General features: G+C 49.8%; 15 protein-coding genes. 4 read left to right on the plus strand and 11 right to left on the minus strand.

Annotated elements, in window-relative coordinates; all coding sequences use genetic code 11:
- Window positions 1-63 precede the first annotated feature (63 nt).
- Window positions 64-1,302, minus strand: a complete 1,239-nt coding sequence (locus C792_RS0113315; protein ID WP_017549956.1) for a helix-turn-helix domain-containing protein — start codon at window positions 1,300-1,302, stop codon at window positions 64-66.
- 109 nt (window positions 1,303-1,411) lie between these two features.
- Between C792_RS0113315 and C792_RS0113320 the strand changes: the two genes are divergently transcribed.
- Window positions 1,412-2,773 carry an MFS transporter gene (locus tag C792_RS0113320; RefSeq protein ID WP_017549957.1) on the plus strand — a complete coding sequence of 454 codons (1,362 nt, stop codon included), beginning with the start codon at window positions 1,412-1,414 and terminating at the stop codon, window positions 2,771-2,773.
- 227 nt (window positions 2,774-3,000) lie between these two features.
- Here C792_RS0113320 and C792_RS0113325 read toward each other — a convergent pair whose 3' ends face one another.
- Genes C792_RS0113325 through C792_RS0113345 form a run of 5 tightly spaced genes read right to left on the minus strand, consistent with a single transcriptional unit; the run spans window position 3,001 to window position 7,356 of the window.
- The gene (locus tag C792_RS0113325; protein ID WP_017549958.1) at window positions 3,001-3,930 is read right to left on the minus strand and encodes a Cof-type HAD-IIB family hydrolase; all 930 of its coding nucleotides are present in this window, start codon (window positions 3,928-3,930) and stop codon (window positions 3,001-3,003) included.
- A 51-nt stretch (window positions 3,931-3,981) separates the two neighbouring features.
- On the minus strand, window positions 3,982-4,488 hold the full coding sequence (gene tadA / locus C792_RS0113330) for a tRNA adenosine(34) deaminase TadA (RefSeq protein ID WP_017549959.1): 507 nt from the start codon (window positions 4,486-4,488) through the stop codon (window positions 3,982-3,984).
- Window positions 4,454-5,161, minus strand: a complete 708-nt coding sequence (locus tag C792_RS0113335) for an HAD family hydrolase (RefSeq protein ID WP_017549960.1) — start codon at window positions 5,159-5,161, stop codon at window positions 4,454-4,456. The genes tadA and C792_RS0113335 overlap by 35 nt, the downstream gene beginning before the upstream one ends.
- 43 nt (window positions 5,162-5,204) lie before the next feature.
- Window positions 5,205-6,149: an L-threonine 3-dehydrogenase gene (locus C792_RS0113340; RefSeq protein WP_017549961.1), complete on the minus strand. Its 945-nt coding sequence runs from the start codon at window positions 6,147-6,149 to the stop codon at window positions 5,205-5,207.
- A 16-nt stretch (window positions 6,150-6,165) separates the two neighbouring features.
- Window positions 6,166-7,356: a glycine C-acetyltransferase gene (locus C792_RS0113345; protein WP_017549962.1), complete on the minus strand. Its 1,191-nt coding sequence runs from the start codon at window positions 7,354-7,356 to the stop codon at window positions 6,166-6,168.
- 136 nt (window positions 7,357-7,492) lie between these two features.
- Here C792_RS0113345 and C792_RS0113350 point away from each other — a divergent pair, with 136 nt between their 5' ends.
- From C792_RS0113350 to C792_RS0113360, 3 genes are read left to right on the plus strand one after another with little or no spacing between them, the layout of a single operon-like run.
- The gene (locus tag C792_RS0113350; protein ID WP_017549963.1) at window positions 7,493-8,683 is read left to right on the plus strand and encodes a M20 metallopeptidase family protein; all 1,191 of its coding nucleotides are present in this window, start codon (window positions 7,493-7,495) and stop codon (window positions 8,681-8,683) included.
- Window positions 8,656-9,843 carry an amidohydrolase gene (locus tag C792_RS0113355; RefSeq protein WP_017549964.1) on the plus strand — a complete coding sequence of 396 codons (1,188 nt, stop codon included), beginning with the start codon at window positions 8,656-8,658 and terminating at the stop codon, window positions 9,841-9,843. The genes C792_RS0113350 and C792_RS0113355 overlap by 28 nt, the downstream gene beginning before the upstream one ends.
- Entirely contained in the window at window positions 9,843-11,015 is a 1,173-nt protein-coding gene (locus tag C792_RS0113360; protein ID WP_017549965.1) for a M20 metallopeptidase family protein, read from the plus strand. Before C792_RS0113355 ends, C792_RS0113360 begins: the two co-directional genes overlap by 1 nt.
- A 91-nt stretch (window positions 11,016-11,106) precedes the next feature.
- Here C792_RS0113360 and tuf read toward each other — a convergent pair whose 3' ends face one another.
- The 5 genes from tuf to rpoC all read right to left on the minus strand — a co-directional run bounded on the left by tuf (window position 11,107) and on the right by rpoC (window position 19,395).
- Complete coding sequence (gene tuf, locus C792_RS0113365; protein ID WP_017549966.1) at window positions 11,107-12,294, minus strand: elongation factor Tu; 1,188 nt, start codon at window positions 12,292-12,294, stop codon at window positions 11,107-11,109.
- Between the two features lie 121 nt (window positions 12,295-12,415).
- The gene (gene fusA, locus C792_RS0113370; RefSeq protein ID WP_017549967.1) at window positions 12,416-14,497 is read right to left on the minus strand and encodes an elongation factor G; all 2,082 of its coding nucleotides are present in this window, start codon (window positions 14,495-14,497) and stop codon (window positions 12,416-12,418) included.
- Window positions 14,498-14,556: 59 nt separating this feature from the next.
- Window positions 14,557-15,027, minus strand: a complete 471-nt coding sequence (gene rpsG, locus C792_RS0113375) for a 30S ribosomal protein S7 (RefSeq protein ID WP_017549968.1) — start codon at window positions 15,025-15,027, stop codon at window positions 14,557-14,559.
- A 56-nt stretch (window positions 15,028-15,083) separates the two neighbouring features.
- Window positions 15,084-15,503 (minus strand): 30S ribosomal protein S12, encoded by a 420-nt coding sequence (gene rpsL / locus C792_RS0113380; protein ID WP_017549969.1) that lies wholly within the window; start codon window positions 15,501-15,503, stop codon window positions 15,084-15,086.
- Window positions 15,504-15,771: 268 nt separating this feature from the next.
- Window positions 15,772-19,395 carry a DNA-directed RNA polymerase subunit beta' gene (gene rpoC / locus C792_RS0113385; RefSeq protein ID WP_026090370.1) on the minus strand — a complete coding sequence of 1,208 codons (3,624 nt, stop codon included), beginning with the start codon at window positions 19,393-19,395 and terminating at the stop codon, window positions 15,772-15,774.
- Window positions 19,396-19,421: the final 26 nt, after the last annotated feature.

The following is a 19,421-nucleotide window of genomic DNA, read 5'->3' on the forward strand; positions in this document are numbered from 1 at the left end:
GACTGTCTGAAGCTTTTTATTACTTGCGGCTATACGATTTCAAACCGTATATCTGAATCGTTATCATTCCCCAAAAATAATATCCTTTATCATATAGAACTCTTTCGTAAACACACTGTCACTGATATCTTCAATGGTTTCCTCTATTTTCCCGAACTCTGCCCGGGCATCCTCCGTCCTGCCCAATTGATGAAGGCTCAGGGGATAGATGGATGAACGCACAGCCATGATGATACGGTCAATCGGGTGCTGGGCGAGAGGTCTGATATGCATATCGTCACGATATCCATCCACTACTTCCTTATACTTCCCTTGGAAATAAGTAAGTTCCAATTCAAATATATTCCTGTAGTATTTTGCAGAAGCATTCTTCACAGTATGTCCTTCCAAGAATGAATCGACCCTTGCAAGGTATGATTCATAAAGTGCTGCCCTTGCATTGCTGTCATCTGTTAAGACCCGGTAATACATTATCGGATTTTCCGGATCCACAAAATCAATCCAATCCGCTTTTTTTGTATTGAAAGCAAGATATTTTCTGAGGTTCTCCTGACATGTTTCCGAATTTTCCACGTCACCTGTATACTGATAATAAATCCCCAGTATTATATTGAGTGAATCAAAATATTTGAAGTTTTCCAGCTCATAGGAGAGATTGATTGCCTCATTCCCAACCCTCACATGTGCTTCCCTGTCCACACTGGCGGCCAGAATACTTTTATGATACAGATGATCCAGTTCGATCCTTGAGTCATATGCCTTGAACTCCAGCACATCCGCTTCAATATCAAACATTCTGGAATACGCTTCCTGGTAATCCCGGCTGTACATGAAAGACACCGCATCATCCAGTTTATTTCTCACTGCCAGATGTTCCATGCCTACACTTTTATAGAATTCATTTATCTTCGCTGTATATTCATCGGCGATTTCATGTTTTCCTTTCATACGGTAATACACCCGGAGTATATTATAGACCTCCATCCCTCTGCTATTCTGTGCCACTTTATCCAGATTCGTCAATACTTCCTCTTCTATGAATGCGTAAGGGAAATTGAAAGTGTCCGTAAACCCTTCATATTCCAGAACGGATTCAGTCCACTCATCATCCCCTTCCTGCATCAGATGACTGACCGACACATCAAGCGTCCCCGCAATATACTGCAAAGTCTCCATTGAAGGTTTTGATCTGCCGTTTTCAATCAGGCTCATCATGCCCTTTGTAATCTCATCTCCGGCGAGGTCCGCCAGCGTCATATTTTTGGATTTCCTTAAATTTCTGATTCGTTCGCCCAGTGCCATGTCTTCATCTCCAATCTGCAAGTTTAATTATATTAAACTATATCTTGACAATCAATGTTTTTCTTATTACACTTTGTTTAATAATATTAAACATCAGAGGGAGGTTAATATGATTTCAGATAAAGGGATACCATTTCATGAGCGGCTGAATTTTGCCGTCTATGCTTTAAGCCGCTTCATTCTCAGCGTGGGCAGCTACATCTATCTGTTTTCGGTAAGCTATTACATCATGTATGAAACAGGGTCCGCACTCTATTTTTCAATCAACATGGCAATTTCACTGGTTGTCACTGTCGCCCTGCTCCCTTTTTCCGGCCTTCTCAGTGACCTCGGCAATAAAAGAAAGATCATCATCACAGGAGAGGCTTTGAACACGCTTGTGATTCTCGGGCTGTTCATCTATACGTTATTCTTCGAGATCAATCTCGCCGCAATCTACATCGTGACCTTCCTGAATTCACTGATTGAACCGTTCGTGTCCAACTCTTTCCAGACTTCGATAACGGAACTGTTCCATAAAGACAGGGTGCAGAAAGTGATGGGGTACACTTCGGCCATCCTGTCATCAACTGTTATACTCGGTCCGATACTCGGAGGAATTTTATTCGGCCTGCTGTCATTCAACCACATCATCCTGATATTCTTCATCGGATTCCTGCTGTCGACTGCACTCGATTTTCTGCTGCGCTTCGATTTGTACTACAAGGAAGAGGTTTACGAAGAGAATTTTCATGAAGGAACCGGGTTCAAAAAGGACATCAGTGCAGGTTTCAGATACATATTCAAAAGCGAGGTATTCCGGTCGCTGCTGATCATTGGGGCACTCGTCAATTTCACCACCGGCATCGTGTCGATATTCCCCGAAAAGATGATGATCTTTGAGCTGGGATTTCCTCCTGAGACCGTCGGTGTTGTAAATGCCATTGCTGGTCTCGGCGTGCTGATCGGCGGCATCACCGTCGCCAGGATTAAACAGTTCGATAATCCTTTCATGACCATGAAAGGCGGGTTCTTCGCCATGGCCGCCCTCTGTATCGCATATCTGGCACCGCTTCATCTCGGGCTTGGCATGCTGCCCAACATGCTGCTGATCGGGCTCATCGGCATCGGATTCACACTCACCTTCCAGTTCATCAATGTGCCGCTCGGCGTCTTCATGCAGCTCGTCATCCCACAGCACATAAAAGGCAGAGTATTTTCGACCATCTCACTGTTTTCAATGAGCATCATGCCGCTCGGGGCAATCGTTTACGGTTATCTCTACGATCTTGAAATATACTGGGCGATCAACCTGGTCACATCAGCCGCGGTCATTTCAATCGCCATGATCTTCTTCAATAAAAAACTGATACACATGTCGAAAGAAATGTATCAGGAGGCAAAGGCGGAGGAGACAGAGAAGGTGGATACGTCAGTGGCTGAGGCAGACTCTGTCGTCGGAGATTCGCCGGAATTACAGCCGGAAAGATGATTGGTTTGGCCGGGCAGCGCTCTCCTATCATCGTTCCTGAATCGTTAATATGAGACACCACCGCTCTCATCATCGTTTTTGATTCGAAAACAGGAGAACGCCTTCTCCTATCATCGTTCCTGAATCGACAATACAAGAAGCTCAAAAACCGCAAAAAGGACGGTAAGCCTGCACAAATCAGGATTCCCGTCCTTTTCATCACTCTGATCATCTCATTTTTCTGGCTGTTACGAATCCGTGCTGCTCTCTCCGTCGGATGGAGAAGAAGTGGAGACTGCCGCAGCTTCCTGGCGGTCCATCTCTGCCAGTACTTCCTCGATGGCAATGGCCACGCCATCTTCCATGTTCGTCTTTGTAGTCTTATTCGCAATGCCTTTGACTTCTGAAGCGGCGTTGCCCATCGCGACGGAATGGCCTACTCGTTTGAGCATGGAAATATCGTTCAGGTTATCGCCGACTGCCATGACATCCTTCATGTCGATTTCCATGATCCCCGCTATATGTTCGAGGGCAACCCCTTTCTGGGCATTTTCATGGGTGAGCTCGATATTGCCGGCAGACGATGAAGACACAGCGAGGTTGCCGATTTCATTAAGTTCGTTTTTCGCCCTGACGAGTTTCGCCCGGCTTGATGAAGTCGCCAGGAACTTGAGGACATTCTCATCCCCTCTTTCGAAGATTCCCTTGTAGTCATCCACTTCAACAAGTGTTCCGCGCTCCAGACGCTCTTCCATGAACTTCCGGATGCGGGTTTCATTCGCTTTTTGTCCCATCTGTTCGGACAGGTCGATGAATACTTCTATATCCCTTTCAATACTTGTCGTATATATCGCCCGGTCCGTATAGACCTGGTAGAATATCCCTTCGGCTTTGAATACGTCGGACACTTCATCGATAAGTTCCGAGTTCAGAGCTGAAGTCGACATGATTTCGCTGGATTCGTTACGGACTTCAGCACCGTTCAGGCAGATGTACGGCACATTCATATCCAGCTTGCTGATGATGCCGTGGGCTTCATAGAATGCACGGCCGGTGGCAATCACCACCTGCACTCCTCTATCCATTGCCATTTGTATCGCTTCCCTTGTCCGCCCGCTTATATCATGATTCGGGGTCAGCAAGGTCCCATCCATATCCAATGCGATCAGTTTGACCATAAGCCATCTAAAACTCCCTTATACTGTTTTGATTCCATTTTATCAGAAAATTTAATCTTCCGCTCTTCTTTTACGCCTTCCCCTCAGTTTCCTGAAGAATAAAGTGAGCATGCTGCTGCACTCTTCCCCGAGCACACCGGCTGTGATGTACGCCCGGTGGTTGAACCGGGGCTCATCAAGCAGATGCATGAGACTCTCCACAGTACCGCCTTTGGGGTCCTTTGCCCCATAGACGACATGCGGGATGCGGCTCATCACAATGGCGCCCGAGCACATGACGCAGGGTTCCAGCGTCACATACAGTGTGCAATCCTCGAGCCGCCATGATCCTATCTTCTCACTGGCTGCATCTATTGCGATGATCTCCGCATGTGTCAGCGGATTCTGTGAAGTCTCCCGCCTGTTGTGTGCACGGGCGATGATCCCGCCATCATGTACAATGACGGCACCAATCGGCACTTCACCGATCGCTTCTGCTTTCTTCGCTTCCTCAATGGCCGCCCTCATGAATTCTTCATGCATTTTATCTGCAGTCCTCTCCCATGATGAATTCACCATTCTCATACAGATCTCCCACACTTTCAACGATGATGTCGGCACCTTCCAGATCCTGCTCGCGGCATGTCCCGCTGAGCACCCCGATTGTGCGGAGGCCTTCCTCATAACCGAGCATCGTATCGGACCTGTTGTCACCGACCATCACCATGTCGTGAACATCGTAGCCATGCCGGTCCATGAAGGGGTGAAGCATGCGGATGTCCGGTTTATGATAGGGGACGTCGTCACCCGCCACAATGCCTTTTATCAGCGGATGGAGATTGAATTTCTCCACGAAATAGTCCGTACTCTCACGACTGTCGCTCGTCACAATCACATTTTCAAAACCGTCACCCTTCAATTTTTCGAGCATTTCCCGCGAGCCTTCGATGAGTTCCATGCTGTCCAGTATCTCCTTCAGGCTCGCTTCATAATACTTGCGCATCCAGGCGGCGGCTCCGGATTCATATTTTTCAAAGTGATTCTGGATCATCTCCCCGGTGCCGCTCGCAAGTATGGAGTTCGGCGCAATCTCACCGTCAATCAGGCCGAGTTCATAAGCGAGCTCGGCCTTGATATCATGCCTGTCGAATTCCTCTGCAAACGCCTGGATGACCCGTTTGGCATAAGGCGTCCAGATTTTTTGATAGTTCAGCAGCGTTCCATCTTTATCAAACAGGATTACACGCGTCATTTTGCCTCCCAGTTTTAGAAAAATAAGAAGGCTCAGAGCCTTCTTATGCCTTATTTCTTATCGCTTCCAGCATGACCTCGGTCATTCTGGCAAGATTGTATTTCGGTTCGAAATCCCACTGGCGAACTGCCTGGCTTGCATCAATGGCATTCGGCCAGCTCTCGGCGATGCCCTGACGCACAGGGTCGACATCGTAGTCCAGTTCGAACTCCGGTATGTGCTTCCTGATCTCATTCGCGACCATTCCAGGGTTGATGCTCATCGCCGTCACGTTGAACGCGTTGCGGTCCTCAAGCCTTGCACCATCCGCTTCCATCAGGTCGATGATTGCATCAACCGCATCGTCCATATACATCATATCCATGTTCGTATCCTTGTCGATGTAAGATGTATATCTGCCGTTCCGGATTGCTTCGAAATAGATTTCCACGGCATAATCAGTCGTTCCCCCGCCCGGCTCCTTGACATGTGAAATGAGCCCCGGGAACCTTACCCCGCGGGTGTCCACTCCGAATTTTTCGAAGTAATAGTCACACAGCAATTCGCCGGCGACTTTATTCACCCCGTACATTGTCGTCGGACGCTGTATAGTGACCTGTGGCGTATTTTCCTTAGGCGTGGAAGGTCCGAACGCACCGATCGAACTCGGCGTAAAGAACTTCAGTCCAGACTCCCTGGCAAGCTCCAATGCGTTCACAAGGCCTCCCATGTTGATGTCCCATGCAAGCTGTGGATCTTTCTCACATGTTGCACTGAGCAGTGCAGCCATATGCATGATTGTATCCGGCTTGAAATCACGGGCAATTTCCTCCAGGCGACCCATGTCACGCACATCGAGTATTTCGAACGGTTTCCCCTTCAGCTGTTCATCTTCCGGCTCTTTGATGTCTGTCGGCAGGACGTTATCCTCACCGTACTTCTCTCTCAGTTTCAAAGTAAGCTCCGTACCAATCTGACCGAGAGCCCCTGTTATAATAATTCGTTCCATTGTGTACTCCTTCGTTTTATGAGATTACATTGAGTTCCCTGCCGACTTTTTCGTAGATGCGGAGTGCTTCATCGAGCATCTCTTTCGTATGTGCAGCCGTCGGCATGTTCCTTACACGGCCTGTGCCCTTGGGCACTGTCGGGAAGACGATGGATTTGGCATATACCCCTTCTTCCATGAGCCGCTTGGAAAATTGCTGCGTCGTCTTCTCATCACCGATTATGCATGGTGTGATCGGCGTTTCGGAATTACCGATATCAAAGCCGAGTTCCTTGAGCCCCTTTTTGAGATAGTCCCCGTTTTCCCAGAGCCTGTCGTGCAGTTCTGTGGAATCCATCAGCATCTGTACCGCTTCCGTGATGGCACGGGTGTCTCCCGGAGTCAGGGAAGTCGAGAACAGAAACGGACGCGCCGCCACTTTCAGGTAGTCGATCAGATCCTGTGACCCGGCAACGTAGCCGCCGACCACACCGATTGCTTTGGACAGTGTACCCATCTGCAGATCGATATCGTTCTGCAGGCCGAAATGCTTCACGGTACCTGCACCTTTGCCCATCACGCCTGAACCGTGGGCATCATCCACATAAGTAATCAGATCGAATTCCTTGGCGATTTCAACGATTTCCGGCAGCAATGCAACGTCGCCGTCCATTGAGAAGACGCCGTCCGTAATGTACATCACTTTTTTATATAATCCGGACTCGACAGCTTCTTTCGCCTTTTTCCTGAGGTCGTCCATATCAGAATGGTTCACCCGGATGATCTTCGCACGTGACAGACGGCAGCCGTCGATGATTGATGCATGGTTCAGCTCGTCCGACAGGATTGCGTCCTCCTTGTTCATGACCGCCTGGATTGCTGCCATGTTACAGTTGAAGCCGGACTGGAATGCTACAGCCGCTTCTGTCCCCTTGAATTCAGCAAGCTTATTCTCCAGTTCAACATGCAGGTCGAGGGTGCCGTTGATCGTCCTGACCGCCCCTGCACCGACACCGTGGGAATCGATCGCTTCCTTCGCCACTGTTTTCAGCGTTTCATCTGTCGCCAGACCCAGGTAGTTGTTGGAAGAAAGGTTGATCATTTTTTCCCCTTCGATCGTGATCTCAGGACCGTTGGCGCCTTCGACCACATTGATCTCATTATACAATCCGTTGTCTTTCAATTCCTGCAGGTTCTCCGCAAGATATTCGTCCAAAATTTTAGACATTCCAAATCGCCTCCTCTTTTCCTTATCATATCACAAGTGGACAGCGTCTTATAATTGAAAGATGACGAACTATAATGTTTATAAAACTCCGAAAATTTGATAAAATTATCTAATACGATTTATGGAGGCGAAAGTCATGGATATAAAAGAAATGGCGGAATCCATTCTGCCCGAAATGATCGAAACGAGACGTTATATGCACATGCACCCCGAAGTATCGTTTCATGAAAAAGAGACTTATAAATACATATTGGAACGTCTGAATAAATACCCCGGACTCTCCATAAAAGAGAATGTCGGCGGCGGCGGCCTGCTCGCAACACTAAGCAATGCGCCGCATCCGCACGTTGCCATACGGGCTGACTTCGATGCCCTCCCGATCCAGGATGAGAAGGATGTACCCTACAGGTCCACCGTGGAAGGTGTGATGCATGCATGCGGTCACGATGCCCATACAAGCACTCTGCTCGCTCTTTTGGATACTGTCTACCACAACCGGGACTCCTTGAAAGGGAGCATCTCCTTCCTCTTCCAGTTCGCCGAGGAAGTACAGCCGGGCGGCGCCATCTCCATGGTGGAGGACGGCGTGCTCACAGGCATCGATAAAGTGTATGGCCAGCACTACTGGAGCCAGTATCCGACAGGGGTCATCAGGACGAAGCCGGGACCGCTTGTTGCCAGCCCGGACTATTTCGAGATCACCATCCGGGGCAAAGGCGGGCATGCAGCCCATCCGCATAATGCGGTCGATCCGATCGTCATTGTGTCAGAGCTGATCACAAGCCTGCAGACGACCGTTGCCAGACAGGTCGCCCCGCTCGATAATGCGGTGGTCACTGTCGGCAAGGTTCGGGCCGGGGATGCTTTCAATGTGATACCCGATACCGCAACCATTACGGGCACAGTCCGCACATTCAAGCAGGAAACGAAAGAGATGATACATGACATTTTCCACAGGGAAGCGTCTCTTACGGCTGAAAAACGCGGCGCGACAGCAGATGTCCTCTACAACTTCGGTTATCCGGCGGTCATCAACCACGACGCGGAAGCGGAAATCGTGCGCCAGGCGGCCGGGGAGGCAGGCATCGCGTTCGAAGAATCGAAGCCGCTGATGATCGGCGAGGACTTCTCGTACTTCATCAATGAACGTCCCGGCGCATTTTTCTTCACCGGCTCGGGCAACCATGAAAAGCTGAGTGATTTTGTCCATCACCATCCCAAGTTCGATCTGGATGAAGACGCAATGGTCAACGGGCTGACCATGTTCATGAAAATACTTGAAATCGAGCAGGTGATCGAATGGAAACACACGTCATTGAAAAACTGACACAGGAGAATTATAACGAGATGGTGCGGCTGCGCCGACATTTCCACATGTACCCGGAACTTTCATTCCAGGAGGTTCAGACACCGGCATACATCGCTCAGTACCTGAGGGAACTCGGACTTGATGTACAGGAAGGCATCGGCGGACGGGGGGTCGTCGGGCGGCTCATTGTTGATGAGACGCTGCCGACCGTCGCCCTCAGGGCGGATTTTGATGCACTGCCCATACAGGATGCCAAGGATGTCCCGTACAAATCAACCGTGCCGGGAGTCATGCATGCATGCGGACATGATGCCCATACTGCTGTGGTGCTGACGGCAGCACGCATACTGTCACAGCACAAAGAGTCCCTTTCGGGGAATATCGTCTTCCTCTTCCAGCATGCCGAGGAGGTCGATCCGGGCGGCGCGATACAGATGATTGCGGATGGCTGCCTCGACGGTGTCGATGCAATATTCGGACAGCATGTGACGAGCAGCCTTGATGTCGGTACCATCGGTTATAAATACGGCATAGCGACCGGCATGCCGGATGACTTCACGGTCAAAATACACGGCCGCGGGGCACATGCATCCAAACCCCATGTCGCAATAGATCCCGTGGCTGCCGCAATCTCATTCTGCAATCAGCTGCAGTATGCGGTAACGAGAAAGTCGAAACCCATGGAGCCTGTCGTCCTGTCCATCACCATGCTCGAGGGCGGTCATCAGCACAATGTGATTCCCGACGTCGTCACAGTCGGCGGAACGATCCGCACGTTCACAAAAGAGGCGCAGGAAGTGATGATCAGAGAGCTGAAGAAATGCCTGGAAGGTCTCGTGACCACCACCGGCATCTCATACGACCTGGATTACATGAAAGGCTATCCGCCGGTGGTGAACGATGAGGTAAAGACGGACATTGTGCTAGCAGCCGCAAAAGAGATTTCAACCGTCAGGAAGACCATCGCACTGGAACCGGATCTCGGCGGAGAGGATTTCTCCTATTATCTAGAGCGTGTGCCGGGCACCTTTTATTACACAGGGACGCGCAATCCGAATTTCAAAGCGGATTATCCGCATCACCACTCCAATTTCGATATCGACGAAAAAGGTCTGGTCAATGCGGTCTCCGTCATGCTGAATGCCGTGTTCAAGTTTTTTGAGAAGGAGACGAATTGATGATGGACATAACAAAAGAGATAGAAGCAAAATACGAAGATATGGTGGCGATCAGACGCCATATGCACATGTATCCGGAGGTTTCATTCCAGGAGGAAAAGACAAAACAGTATATATACGACCAGATCAGTGATCTTGGCTTTGATATAAGAAGGGATGTCGGTGGAAACGGCATCGTTGCAAGACTGCATGTGGATGATAATTTCCTGACCATCGGCCTTCGTGCCGACTTTGACGCCCTGCCGATCCAGGACGGGAAGAATGTCTCCTACAGGTCACAGATCGACGGTGCCATGCATGCATGCGGGCACGATGCCCACACGGCGATGCTGATTACTGCTGCACGCATCCTCTCAGACCACAAAGAGGAGCTGCCGGTCAATGTTGTCTTCATCCACCAGCACGCCGAAGAGATGCTGCCGGGCGGTGCCCGTGCGATGGTCGAAGACGGCGCGCTGGACGGTGTCGATCTTGTATTCGGCCAGCATGTCTCAAGCAACTACCCTGTCGGGACACTGTCATATACATATGACTATGCATATGCCAATGCGGATTCATTCAATATCATCATACAGGGCCAGGGCGGCCACGGAGCGGAGCCACACGGCGCAATCGATCCGGTAGTTGCGGCAGCCTCCCTGATCCAACAGCTCCAGTCCATTGTATCCCGTACTGTGGACCCACTGAAATCCGCAGTGGTCACAGTAGGCACCTTCAACAGCGGATCGGTGTTCAATGTCATCCCGGATACTGCGGAAATCCGGGGGACAGTCCGTACTTTTGAAAGGGATGTCAAGGAACAGGTGCAGAACCGCATCGAGAACATCGCCAGAGGGATCGAATCAAGCTTCGGCGTACAGTGCACAGTGGAATACAGCGACGGCTACCCTGCCCTGCTGAATGACAACGCTCAGGTCGGGCATGTCGTCCGTGCAGTCAGGGACGCGGCATATGTAAAGACTGCTCAGGAAAATCCCCCGTCCATGGGCGGGGAGGACTTCTCCTACTTCCTGCAGAACAGACCCGGTGCCTACGTATACACCGGGGTCGGCAACAGTGAACTGGGTGCTGACTACCCCCACCATCATCCGAAATTCGATATTGATGAAGCCGGCATGAAAGCCGGGGTGGAAACACTGCTCAGAACAGTGATGGAATTTGATAATCCATAGAGAAACCGGGGTGCATGTGCACCCCGGTTCTTTTTGTGCAACGAAAAGAAGCCTGGACATGATGTCCAGGCTTCAGCATTGCATATTGAAATTATTTAATGATTTCAGTTACAACGCCTGATCCAACAGTACGTCCACCCTCACGGATAGAGAAACGTGTACCATCTTCGATGGCGATTGGGGAAATGAGTTCAACTGTCATTTCAACATTGTCGCCAGGCATGACCATTTCAGTTCCTTCCGGAAGGTTAACAACACCAGTTACGTCAGTTGTACGGAAGTAGAACTGAGGACGGTAGTTGTTGAAGAATGGAGTGTGACGTCCACCTTCTTCTTTTGAAAGAACGTAAACTTCAGCTTTGAAGTTTGTGTGTGGAGTGATGGATCCAGGTTTAGCAAGTACTTGTCCACGCTGGATGTCTTCACGTGCTACACCACGGAGCAGCGCACCGATGTTGTCGCCGGCTTCTGCATAGTCAAGAAGCTTACGGAACATTTCAACACCTGTAACAGTTGTTTTACCGGATTCTTCAGCAAGACCGATGATTTCAACTTCGTCACCGACTTTGATTTGTCCACGGTCAACACGCCCAGTTGCCACTGTACCACGGCCAGTGATTGAGAATACGTCCTCAACAGGCATCATGAAAGGCTTGTCAGAGTCGCGCTCTGGAGTTGGAATGTAAGTGTCTACAGCTTCCATCAGTTCCATGATTTTGTTTTCGTATTCTGCATCGCCTTCAAGAGCTTTGAGAGCTGAACCAGCGATTACAGGGATGTCGTCGCCAGGGAAGTCGTATTCAGAAAGAAGTTCACGGACTTCCATTTCAACGAGTTCAAGAAGCTCTTCGTCGTCAACCATGTCAACTTTGTTAAGGAATACAACAAGTGCCGGTACACCAACGTTACGTGAAAGCAGGATGTGCTCACGAGTTTGTGGCATTGGGCCGTCTGCTGCAGATACTACGAGGATACCGCCGTCCATTTGAGCAGCACCAGTGATCATGTTCTTAACGTAGTCAGCGTGTCCCGGGCAGTCTACGTGAGCATAGTGACGGCTATCAGTTTCATATTCGATGTGGGACGTGTTGATTGTGATACCACGCTCTTTTTCTTCTGGAGCGTTATCGATCTGAGCATAGCTCTGAGCTGTAGTGTCACCATGTTTAGCAAGTACAGTTGCGATTGCAGCTGTCAAAGTTGTTTTACCGTGGTCAACGTGACCAATTGTACCAATATTGGCATGTGTTTTGGAACGGTCAAATTTTTCTTTAGCCATTTTGTTATACCTCTCCTTAAAGTAAGTTGTTTTTATTTGAAACTCAGGACGGGGTCTCCCCGCCCGGAGGTGTTTCTAAATCACTTATAAATGATTCAGGGGCAAAAATCAAGCCAGCTGATTATTCACCTTTGTTTTTCTTGATGATTTCTTCAGAGACAGACTTAGGAACTTCTTCGTAATGGTCGAATGACATAGTGTACGTACCGCGGCCCTGTGTATTTGAACGCAGGCTTGTAGCGTAACCGAACATTTCGGAAAGTGGTACGAAAGCGTTGACTACCTGTGCATTACCGCGTGCAGCCATACCTTCGACACGTCCGCGCCGACTGGTTACGTCACCCATGATATCACCCATGTACTCTTCCGGCATTACGATTTCCACCTTCATCATCGGCTCAAGCAGAACCGGCTGACAAACTTTCGCTGCTTCTTTGAGGGCAAGGGAAGCTGCGACTTTGAACGCCATCTCTGAGGAATCGACGTCGTGGTATGAACCATCGAACAGTCTCGCTTTGATGTCCACAAGCGGATAACCTGCAATTACACCATTGTCGAGTGAATCCCTGAGACCCTGCTCAACGGATGGAATGAATTCACGCGGAACAACACCACCGACAATCGCATCTTCGAATTCGAAGCCGCCGCCCTGTTCGTTTGGCATGAATTCGATGTGTACGTCACCGTACTGTCCGCGTCCACCGGACTGGCGGGTGAATTTCCCTTGTACGGAGGCACCCTGTTTGAATGTTTCACGGTAGGACACCATTGGCGCACCCACGTTACATTCAACTCTGAATTCGCGTTTCATGCGGTCTACAAGGACGTCAAGGTGAAGCTCACCCATGCCGCCGATGATAACCTGTCCTGTTTCGCTGTCCGTACGTGCTGTGAATGTAGGATCTTCTTCCTGAAGCTTGACAAGAGCTGTCGTCATCTTGTCCTGGTCAGCTTTGGATTTAGGCTCTACAGACAGATGGATAACCGGCTCAGGGAACTCCATGGATTCCAGGATGACCTGGTTCTTCTCATCACAGAGTGTGTCCCCCGTACCTGTATCCTTCAGGCCGACAGCCGCAGCGATGTCCCCTGCGTAAACAGTGGAAATCTCTTCACGGGAGTTGGCATGCATCTGCAGGATACGTCCGACACGTTCACGCTTGTCTTTTGTTGTATTCCTGATGTATGAACCGGAATCCAGTGTACCGGAATACACACGGAAGAATGTCAATTTACCTACGTACGGGTCAGTCATGACTTTGAACGCAAGCGCTGCGAAAGGTGCAGACTCCTCAGGCTTGGCGATGATCTCCTCATCTTCGTCATCTTTGGCGTGACCGACGATCGGCTTGACATCAAGTGGTGAAGGAAGGTAGTCGATCACTGCGTTGAGGAGCAGCTGTACCCCTTTGTTCTTGAATGCCGTACCACACATAACCGGGTAGAATTCAACATCACATGTAGCCTGACGGATTGCTGCCATCAGTTCGTCTTTGGCGATTTCTTCACCGCCAAGATATTTTTCCATGATGTCTTCATTCACATCAGCAAGTCCTTCGATGAGGGACTCCCTGAGCTCTTCGGCCTTGTCTTTATACTCGTCAGGAATTTCCATTTCTTCGATTTCTGTTCCGAGATCGTTACCATAGTTGTATGCTTTCATCTCGATCAGGTCGATGATGCCTGTGAAGTTATCTTCAGCACCGATCGGGAACTGAATCGGATGAGCATTCGCCTGAAGGCGTTCTCTGATAGTGCCTACCGAATATTCGAAGTCGGCGCCTACCTTGTCCATCTTGTTGACGAAAACAACACGCGGGACACCGTAAGTGGTCGCCTGTCTCCATACAGTTTCAGTCTGCGGTTCAACACCGGACTGAGCATCGAGTACAGTTACCGCACCGTCAAGTACACGGAGGGAGCGTTCAACTTCGACAGTGAAGTCTACGTGTCCCGGTGTATCGATGATGTTTACACGGTGACCATCCCATTGAGCTGTAGTGGCAGCTGAAGTGATCGTGATTCCACGTTCCTGCTCCTGCTCCATCCAGTCCATCTGGGATGCCCCTTCGTGAGTTTCACCAAGCTTATGGATACGGCCTGTGTAATAAAGAATACGTTCAGTTGTCGTAGTCTTACCGGCATCGATGTGTGCCATGATACCGAGGTTACGAGTTTTTTCTAAAGAGAATTCTCTTGCCATTGGTATTCTTTTCTCCTTCCAGGAATGGGTTGAAATTTAAAGGCTGTATTACCCGCCTACTACCAACGGTAATGGGCGAATGCTCTGTTAGCCTCTGCCATTTTGTGAGTTTCTTCACGTTTCTTGACAGCTCCGCCTGTGTTGTTGGCAGCGTCAAGAATTTCGTTTGCAAGACGTTCTTCCATTGTCTTCTCCCCACGCAGACGTGCGTAGTTCACAAGCCAACGAAGTCCGAGAGTCGTACGGCGCTCTGCGCGTACCTCAACTGGCACCTGGTAGTTGGATCCACCAACACGGCGGGCTTTAACTTCAAGTACCGGCATGATGTTATCGATTGCTTCATCGAAGACTTCCATAGCATCTCTGCCAGAACGTTCCTGTACAAGATCAAATGCAGAATAGAGAATTCTTTGGGATGTACCGCGTTTGCCGTCAACCATCATTTTGTTGATGAGTTTGGTCACAAGCTTGGAGTTGTGGATCGGATCCGGCAGTACGTCTCTTTTGGCAACTGGTCCTTTACGTGGCATAGTTTTGCCTCCCTTCAAATAATTTTTTCAGAACAGAACCGTTGGATACGGCCTGTTTATTTTTTAGCTTTAGGCTTTTTGGTACCGTATAGGGAACGGCCCTGTCTGCGAGTGTCGACACCGGAAGTGTCAAGAGCACCGCGCACGATATGGTAACGTACACCTGGCAGGTCTTTTACACGGCCGCCGCGGATGAGTACCACACTGTGCTCCTGGAGGTTATGTCCAATTCCAGGAATGTATGCATTCACTTCGACATTATTTGAAAGTCTCACACGAGCATATTTACGGAGAGCAGAGTTCGGCTTCTTAGGAGTCATCGTACCCACACGAGTGCAGACACCACGTTTTTGTGGAGCAGTTTCGTTGGTAACACGTTTCTTAAGGCTGTTGAATCCCCTGTTCAGAGCTGGTGAGTCTGATGTTTTTGATTTAGACTGGCGAGATTTTCTGACAAGCTGGTTAATAGTTGGCATGTTCTTCCTCCTCTCTTTTCTTAATACCACACATCCAGGTGGTTCATTTTTTGGGTATAAAAAATGTGTAAGAAAAAATTCTTACATTTCAACATTTTGTATCTCCATATAAAGGCACAAAAGCCCCACATAGAGTAACCTTAATTATAATATCATCCGGACTTTTCAAAGTCAAGGTCTATAAATTTCAAAACCTGATATTTCATATGGAGTTAAAAGAATAACAGCCGGGATGCTCCACCCCGGCCATATATCCCCCGGCGAAGAATTACTCTTCGACCAGTACTTCTTCCTGTACTTCTTCGACTGGTTTTGCTGCGACATCAATTTCAACATCACGGTATTTTGGCATGCCGGTACCGGCAGGGATCAATTTACCGATGATGACATTTTCCTTGAGTCCGAGCAGTTCATCGCGCTTGCCTTTGATTGCGGCATCTGTGAGCACTCTTGTTGTTTCCTGGAAGCTCGCTGCGGACAGGAAGCTTTCTGTTTCAAGAGATGCTTTGGTAATACCAAGCAGGACTGGTTTTGCTGTTGCAGGGCGCTTGCGCTTCTTGAAGATGTCTTTGTTGGAATCCGTAAACTGGTGGATGTCCACAAGAGCACCCGGCAACAGTGAAGTATCCCCTGCATCGATGATCCTCACTTTTCTGAGCATCTGTCTTACCATGACCTCAACGTGTTTATCATCTATTTCAACACCCTGCATGCGGTATACCTTCTGGACTTCTTTGAGAAGGTATTCCTGAGTGCGATTCAGCCCGGCGATTGTCAGCAGTTCTTTAGGTTCGATCGAACCTTCATTGAGCGGCTGACCCGGTTCGACGACATCACCGATGTCCACTATCAGCCTTGCAGTGGCAGGTACAGTATACGTCTTCGTCTCCTGTTCGCCTTTAATTTTGACTTCCTGCTGGCGATCTTTGACGATTTCGATATCAGTTACCGCACCGCGGATCTCTGAGACGGCTGCCTGACCTTTCGGGTTACGGGCTTCGAACAGCTCCTGGATACGCGGCAGACCCTGGGTGATGTCGCTTCCCGCAACACCGCCCGTATGGAACGTACGCATTGTGAGCTGTGTGCCCGGCTCACCGATTGACTGCGCAGCGATTGTACCGACCGCTTCACCGGCTTCGACTTTTTCTCCTGTCGCCAGGTTTTTACCATAGCAGCGTTCACAGACGCCGTGCCGTGTGTTGCATGTGAATGCAGAGCGGATATACATCTCTTCGACGCCGCTTGTCACGATTTCCTTGGCAAGATCGGATGTGATCAGTTCATTGGAACGCACAAGGATTTCGTTTGTTTCCGGATGCCTTACCGTCTCTTTTGAATAACGGCCTTCAAGGCGGTCAATCAGCGGTTCGATCAGCTCGGAACCTTCGGTAAGTGCTGAAACCAGCAGGCCTTTGTCTGTTCCGCAGTCTTCTTCGCGGACGATGACATCCTGTGCAACATCGACAAGACGGCGTGTCAGGTAACCTGAGTCGGCTGTCTTGAGCGCTGTATCCGCAAGACCTTTACGGGCACCGTGGGTGGATATGAAGTACTCGAGCACTGTCAGACCTTCACGGAAGCTTGATTTGATCGGGAGTTCGATGATCTGTCCGGACGGGTTGGCCATCAGACCACGCATGCCGGCAAGCTGCGTGAAGTTAGATGCGTTACCACGGGCACCGGAGTCACTCATCATGAAGATAGGGTTCAGACGGTCAAGCGACTGCATCAGGCGCTCCTGTATGACATCCTTCGCCTTCGTCCATAGTTCAATGACAGCACCATAGCGTTCTTCTTCTGTAATGAGACCGCGTGTAAACTGTTTTTGGACTTTCTCCACTTTCTCTTCCGTTTCATTGATGATCTCCTGCTTATCAGGAAGGACCACGATGTCGGACACCCCTACTGTGATACCCGCTTTGGAAGAATACTTGAATCCAAGGTCTTTCATAAGGTCCAGCATTACAGATGTTTCTGTAATGTGGAACTTGTTGAATACTTCGGCAATGATCTGACCGAGGAATTTCTTGTTGAACGGATCGCCGACAGGCGACTCTTCAAATCTGGCCCTCAGTCCCTTTTCACCAAGTTCGGATGCCCTGACGAAGTATTTTTCCGGTGTCTTGAACTCCAGGTTCTCCCTTGTCGGTTCGTTTATATAAGGGAAGGACGGGGGCATGATCTGGTTGAAGATGACTTTACCCGTAGTCGTCATCAGGATCTTGCCTTCGTTATCTTCAGAGACTTTCTCCGTTCCGTACGCATTAGTATGGACACCGATACGTGTATGCAATCCGACGTAGCCGTTCTGGTACGCCATGACCACTTCATTGGCATCTTTGAAGATGTGCCCTTCACGCTTTTCGTTCTCCCTTTCAAGCGTCAGGTAATAGTTACCAAGAACCATATCCTGTGAAGGTGTAACAACCGGCTTACCGTCTTTCGGGTTGAGGATGTTCTGTGCCGCAAGCATCAGCATGCGCGCTTCCGCCTGGGCTTCTTTTGAAAGCGGTACGTGGACGGCCATCTGGTCACCGTCAAAGTCGGCGTTGTAGGCTGTCGTCACGAGCGGATGGAGACGAATCGCACGCCCTTCCACCAGCGTCGCCTCAAACGCCTGGATACCCAGACGGTGGAGTGTCGGCGCACGGTTGAGCAGTACCGGGTGTTCCTTGATAACATCTTCAAGAACGTCCCATACTTCGTTCTCCATGCGTTCAATCTTGCCTTTGGCATTTTTGATGTTCGTCGCCATTTCACGCTCAACAAGTTCTTTCATGACGAAAGGCTTGAAGAGTTCGAGCGCCATCTCCCTCGGCAGACCGCACTGGTACATTTTGAGGGAAGGGCCTACGACGATGACGGAACGTCCGGAATAGTCGACACGCTTACCGAGCAGGTTCTGACGGAAACGCCCCTGTTTACCTTTGAGCATGTGCGACAGGGATTTGAGCGGACGGTTGCCCGGTCCTGTCACAGGACGGCCGCGGCGTCCGTTATCGATCAGCGCATCCACGGCTTCCTGCAGCATGCGTTTCTCGTTCTGCACGATGATCCCGGGTGCACCGAGGTCAAGCAGGCGTTTCAAGCGGTTATTACGGTTGATTACACGACGGTAGAGATCATTCAGGTCACTCGTTGCAAAACGGCCGCCGTCCAACTGTACCATCGGACGGATTTCCGGCGGGATGATCGGCAGTACATCAAGGATCATCCATGCAGGATTGTTGCCGGAGCTGCGGAAGGACTCGACGACTTCAAGGCGTTTGATTGCTCTTGTCAGGCGCTGTCCCGTCGCGGTCTCGAGTTCCTTTCTGAGCATTTCAAGCTCTTCTTCGAGCTTTACATCCTCCAGAAGGTCCCTGATTGCTTCAGCACCCATCTTTGCAGTGAAAGTGTTGCCGTGCTTGTCGTAGTATTCACGATACTCACGCTCTGTCAGCAGCTGTTTCGGTTCAAGTCCGGTGGAGCCGGGCTTGACCACCACATAGGAGGCGAAATAAATGACCTCTTCAAGGGAACGCGGTGACATGTCCAGCAGCAGCCCCATGCGGGAAGGGATACCTTTGAAATACCATATGTGGGAAACCGGGGCAGCCAGTTCAATGTGCCCCATTCTCTCACGGCGTACTTTGGCACGGGTCACTTCGACGCCGCAGCGGTCGCAGACCATGCCTTTGTATCTTACACGTTTATATTTGCCGCAGCTGCATTCCCAGTCTTTGGTTGGGCCGAAAATCTTCTCACAGAACAGACCATCACGCTCGGGCTTAAGCGTTCTATAGTTGATTGTTTCTGGCTTTTTCACTTCACCGAAAGACCAGGAACGGATCTTTTCAGATGAAGCCAAACCTATTTTCATATATTGGAATCTATTAACATCTATCAATGAGCTTTCCTCCCTAAAGTTTTATC

It is taken from the genome of Salinicoccus carnicancri Crm (assembly GCF_000330705.1).
Taxonomy (GTDB): Bacteria; Bacillota; Bacilli; order Staphylococcales; family Salinicoccaceae; genus Salinicoccus; species Salinicoccus carnicancri.

Coding starts and splice junctions, on each gene's coding strand:
- C792_RS0113315 (WP_017549956.1), bottom strand. CDS start 1,302: ATGGCACTGGGCGAACGAATCAGAAATTTAAGGAAATCCAAAAATATG.
- C792_RS0113320 (WP_017549957.1), top strand. CDS start 1,412: ATGATTTCAGATAAAGGGATACCATTTCATGAGCGGCTGAATTTTGCC.
- C792_RS0113325 (WP_017549958.1), bottom strand. CDS start 3,930: ATGGTCAAACTGATCGCATTGGATATGGATGGGACCTTGCTGACCCCG.
- tadA (WP_017549959.1), bottom strand. CDS start 4,488: ATGGTGAATTCATCATGGGAGAGGACTGCAGATAAAATGCATGAAGAA.
- C792_RS0113335 (WP_017549960.1), bottom strand. CDS start 5,161: ATGACGCGTGTAATCCTGTTTGATAAAGATGGAACGCTGCTGAACTAT.
- C792_RS0113340 (WP_017549961.1), bottom strand. CDS start 6,149: ATGGAACGAATTATTATAACAGGGGCTCTCGGTCAGATTGGTACGGAG.
- C792_RS0113345 (WP_017549962.1), bottom strand. CDS start 7,356: ATGTCTAAAATTTTGGACGAATATCTTGCGGAGAACCTGCAGGAATTG.
- C792_RS0113350 (WP_017549963.1), top strand. CDS start 7,493: ATGGATATAAAAGAAATGGCGGAATCCATTCTGCCCGAAATGATCGAA.
- C792_RS0113355 (WP_017549964.1), top strand. CDS start 8,656: ATGGAAACACACGTCATTGAAAAACTGACACAGGAGAATTATAACGAG.
- C792_RS0113360 (WP_017549965.1), top strand. CDS start 9,843: ATGATGGACATAACAAAAGAGATAGAAGCAAAATACGAAGATATGGTG.
- tuf (WP_017549966.1), bottom strand. CDS start 12,294: ATGGCTAAAGAAAAATTTGACCGTTCCAAAACACATGCCAATATTGGT.
- fusA (WP_017549967.1), bottom strand. CDS start 14,497: ATGGCAAGAGAATTCTCTTTAGAAAAAACTCGTAACCTCGGTATCATG.
- rpsG (WP_017549968.1), bottom strand. CDS start 15,027: ATGCCACGTAAAGGACCAGTTGCCAAAAGAGACGTACTGCCGGATCCG.
- rpsL (WP_017549969.1), bottom strand. CDS start 15,503: ATGCCAACTATTAACCAGCTTGTCAGAAAATCTCGCCAGTCTAAATCA.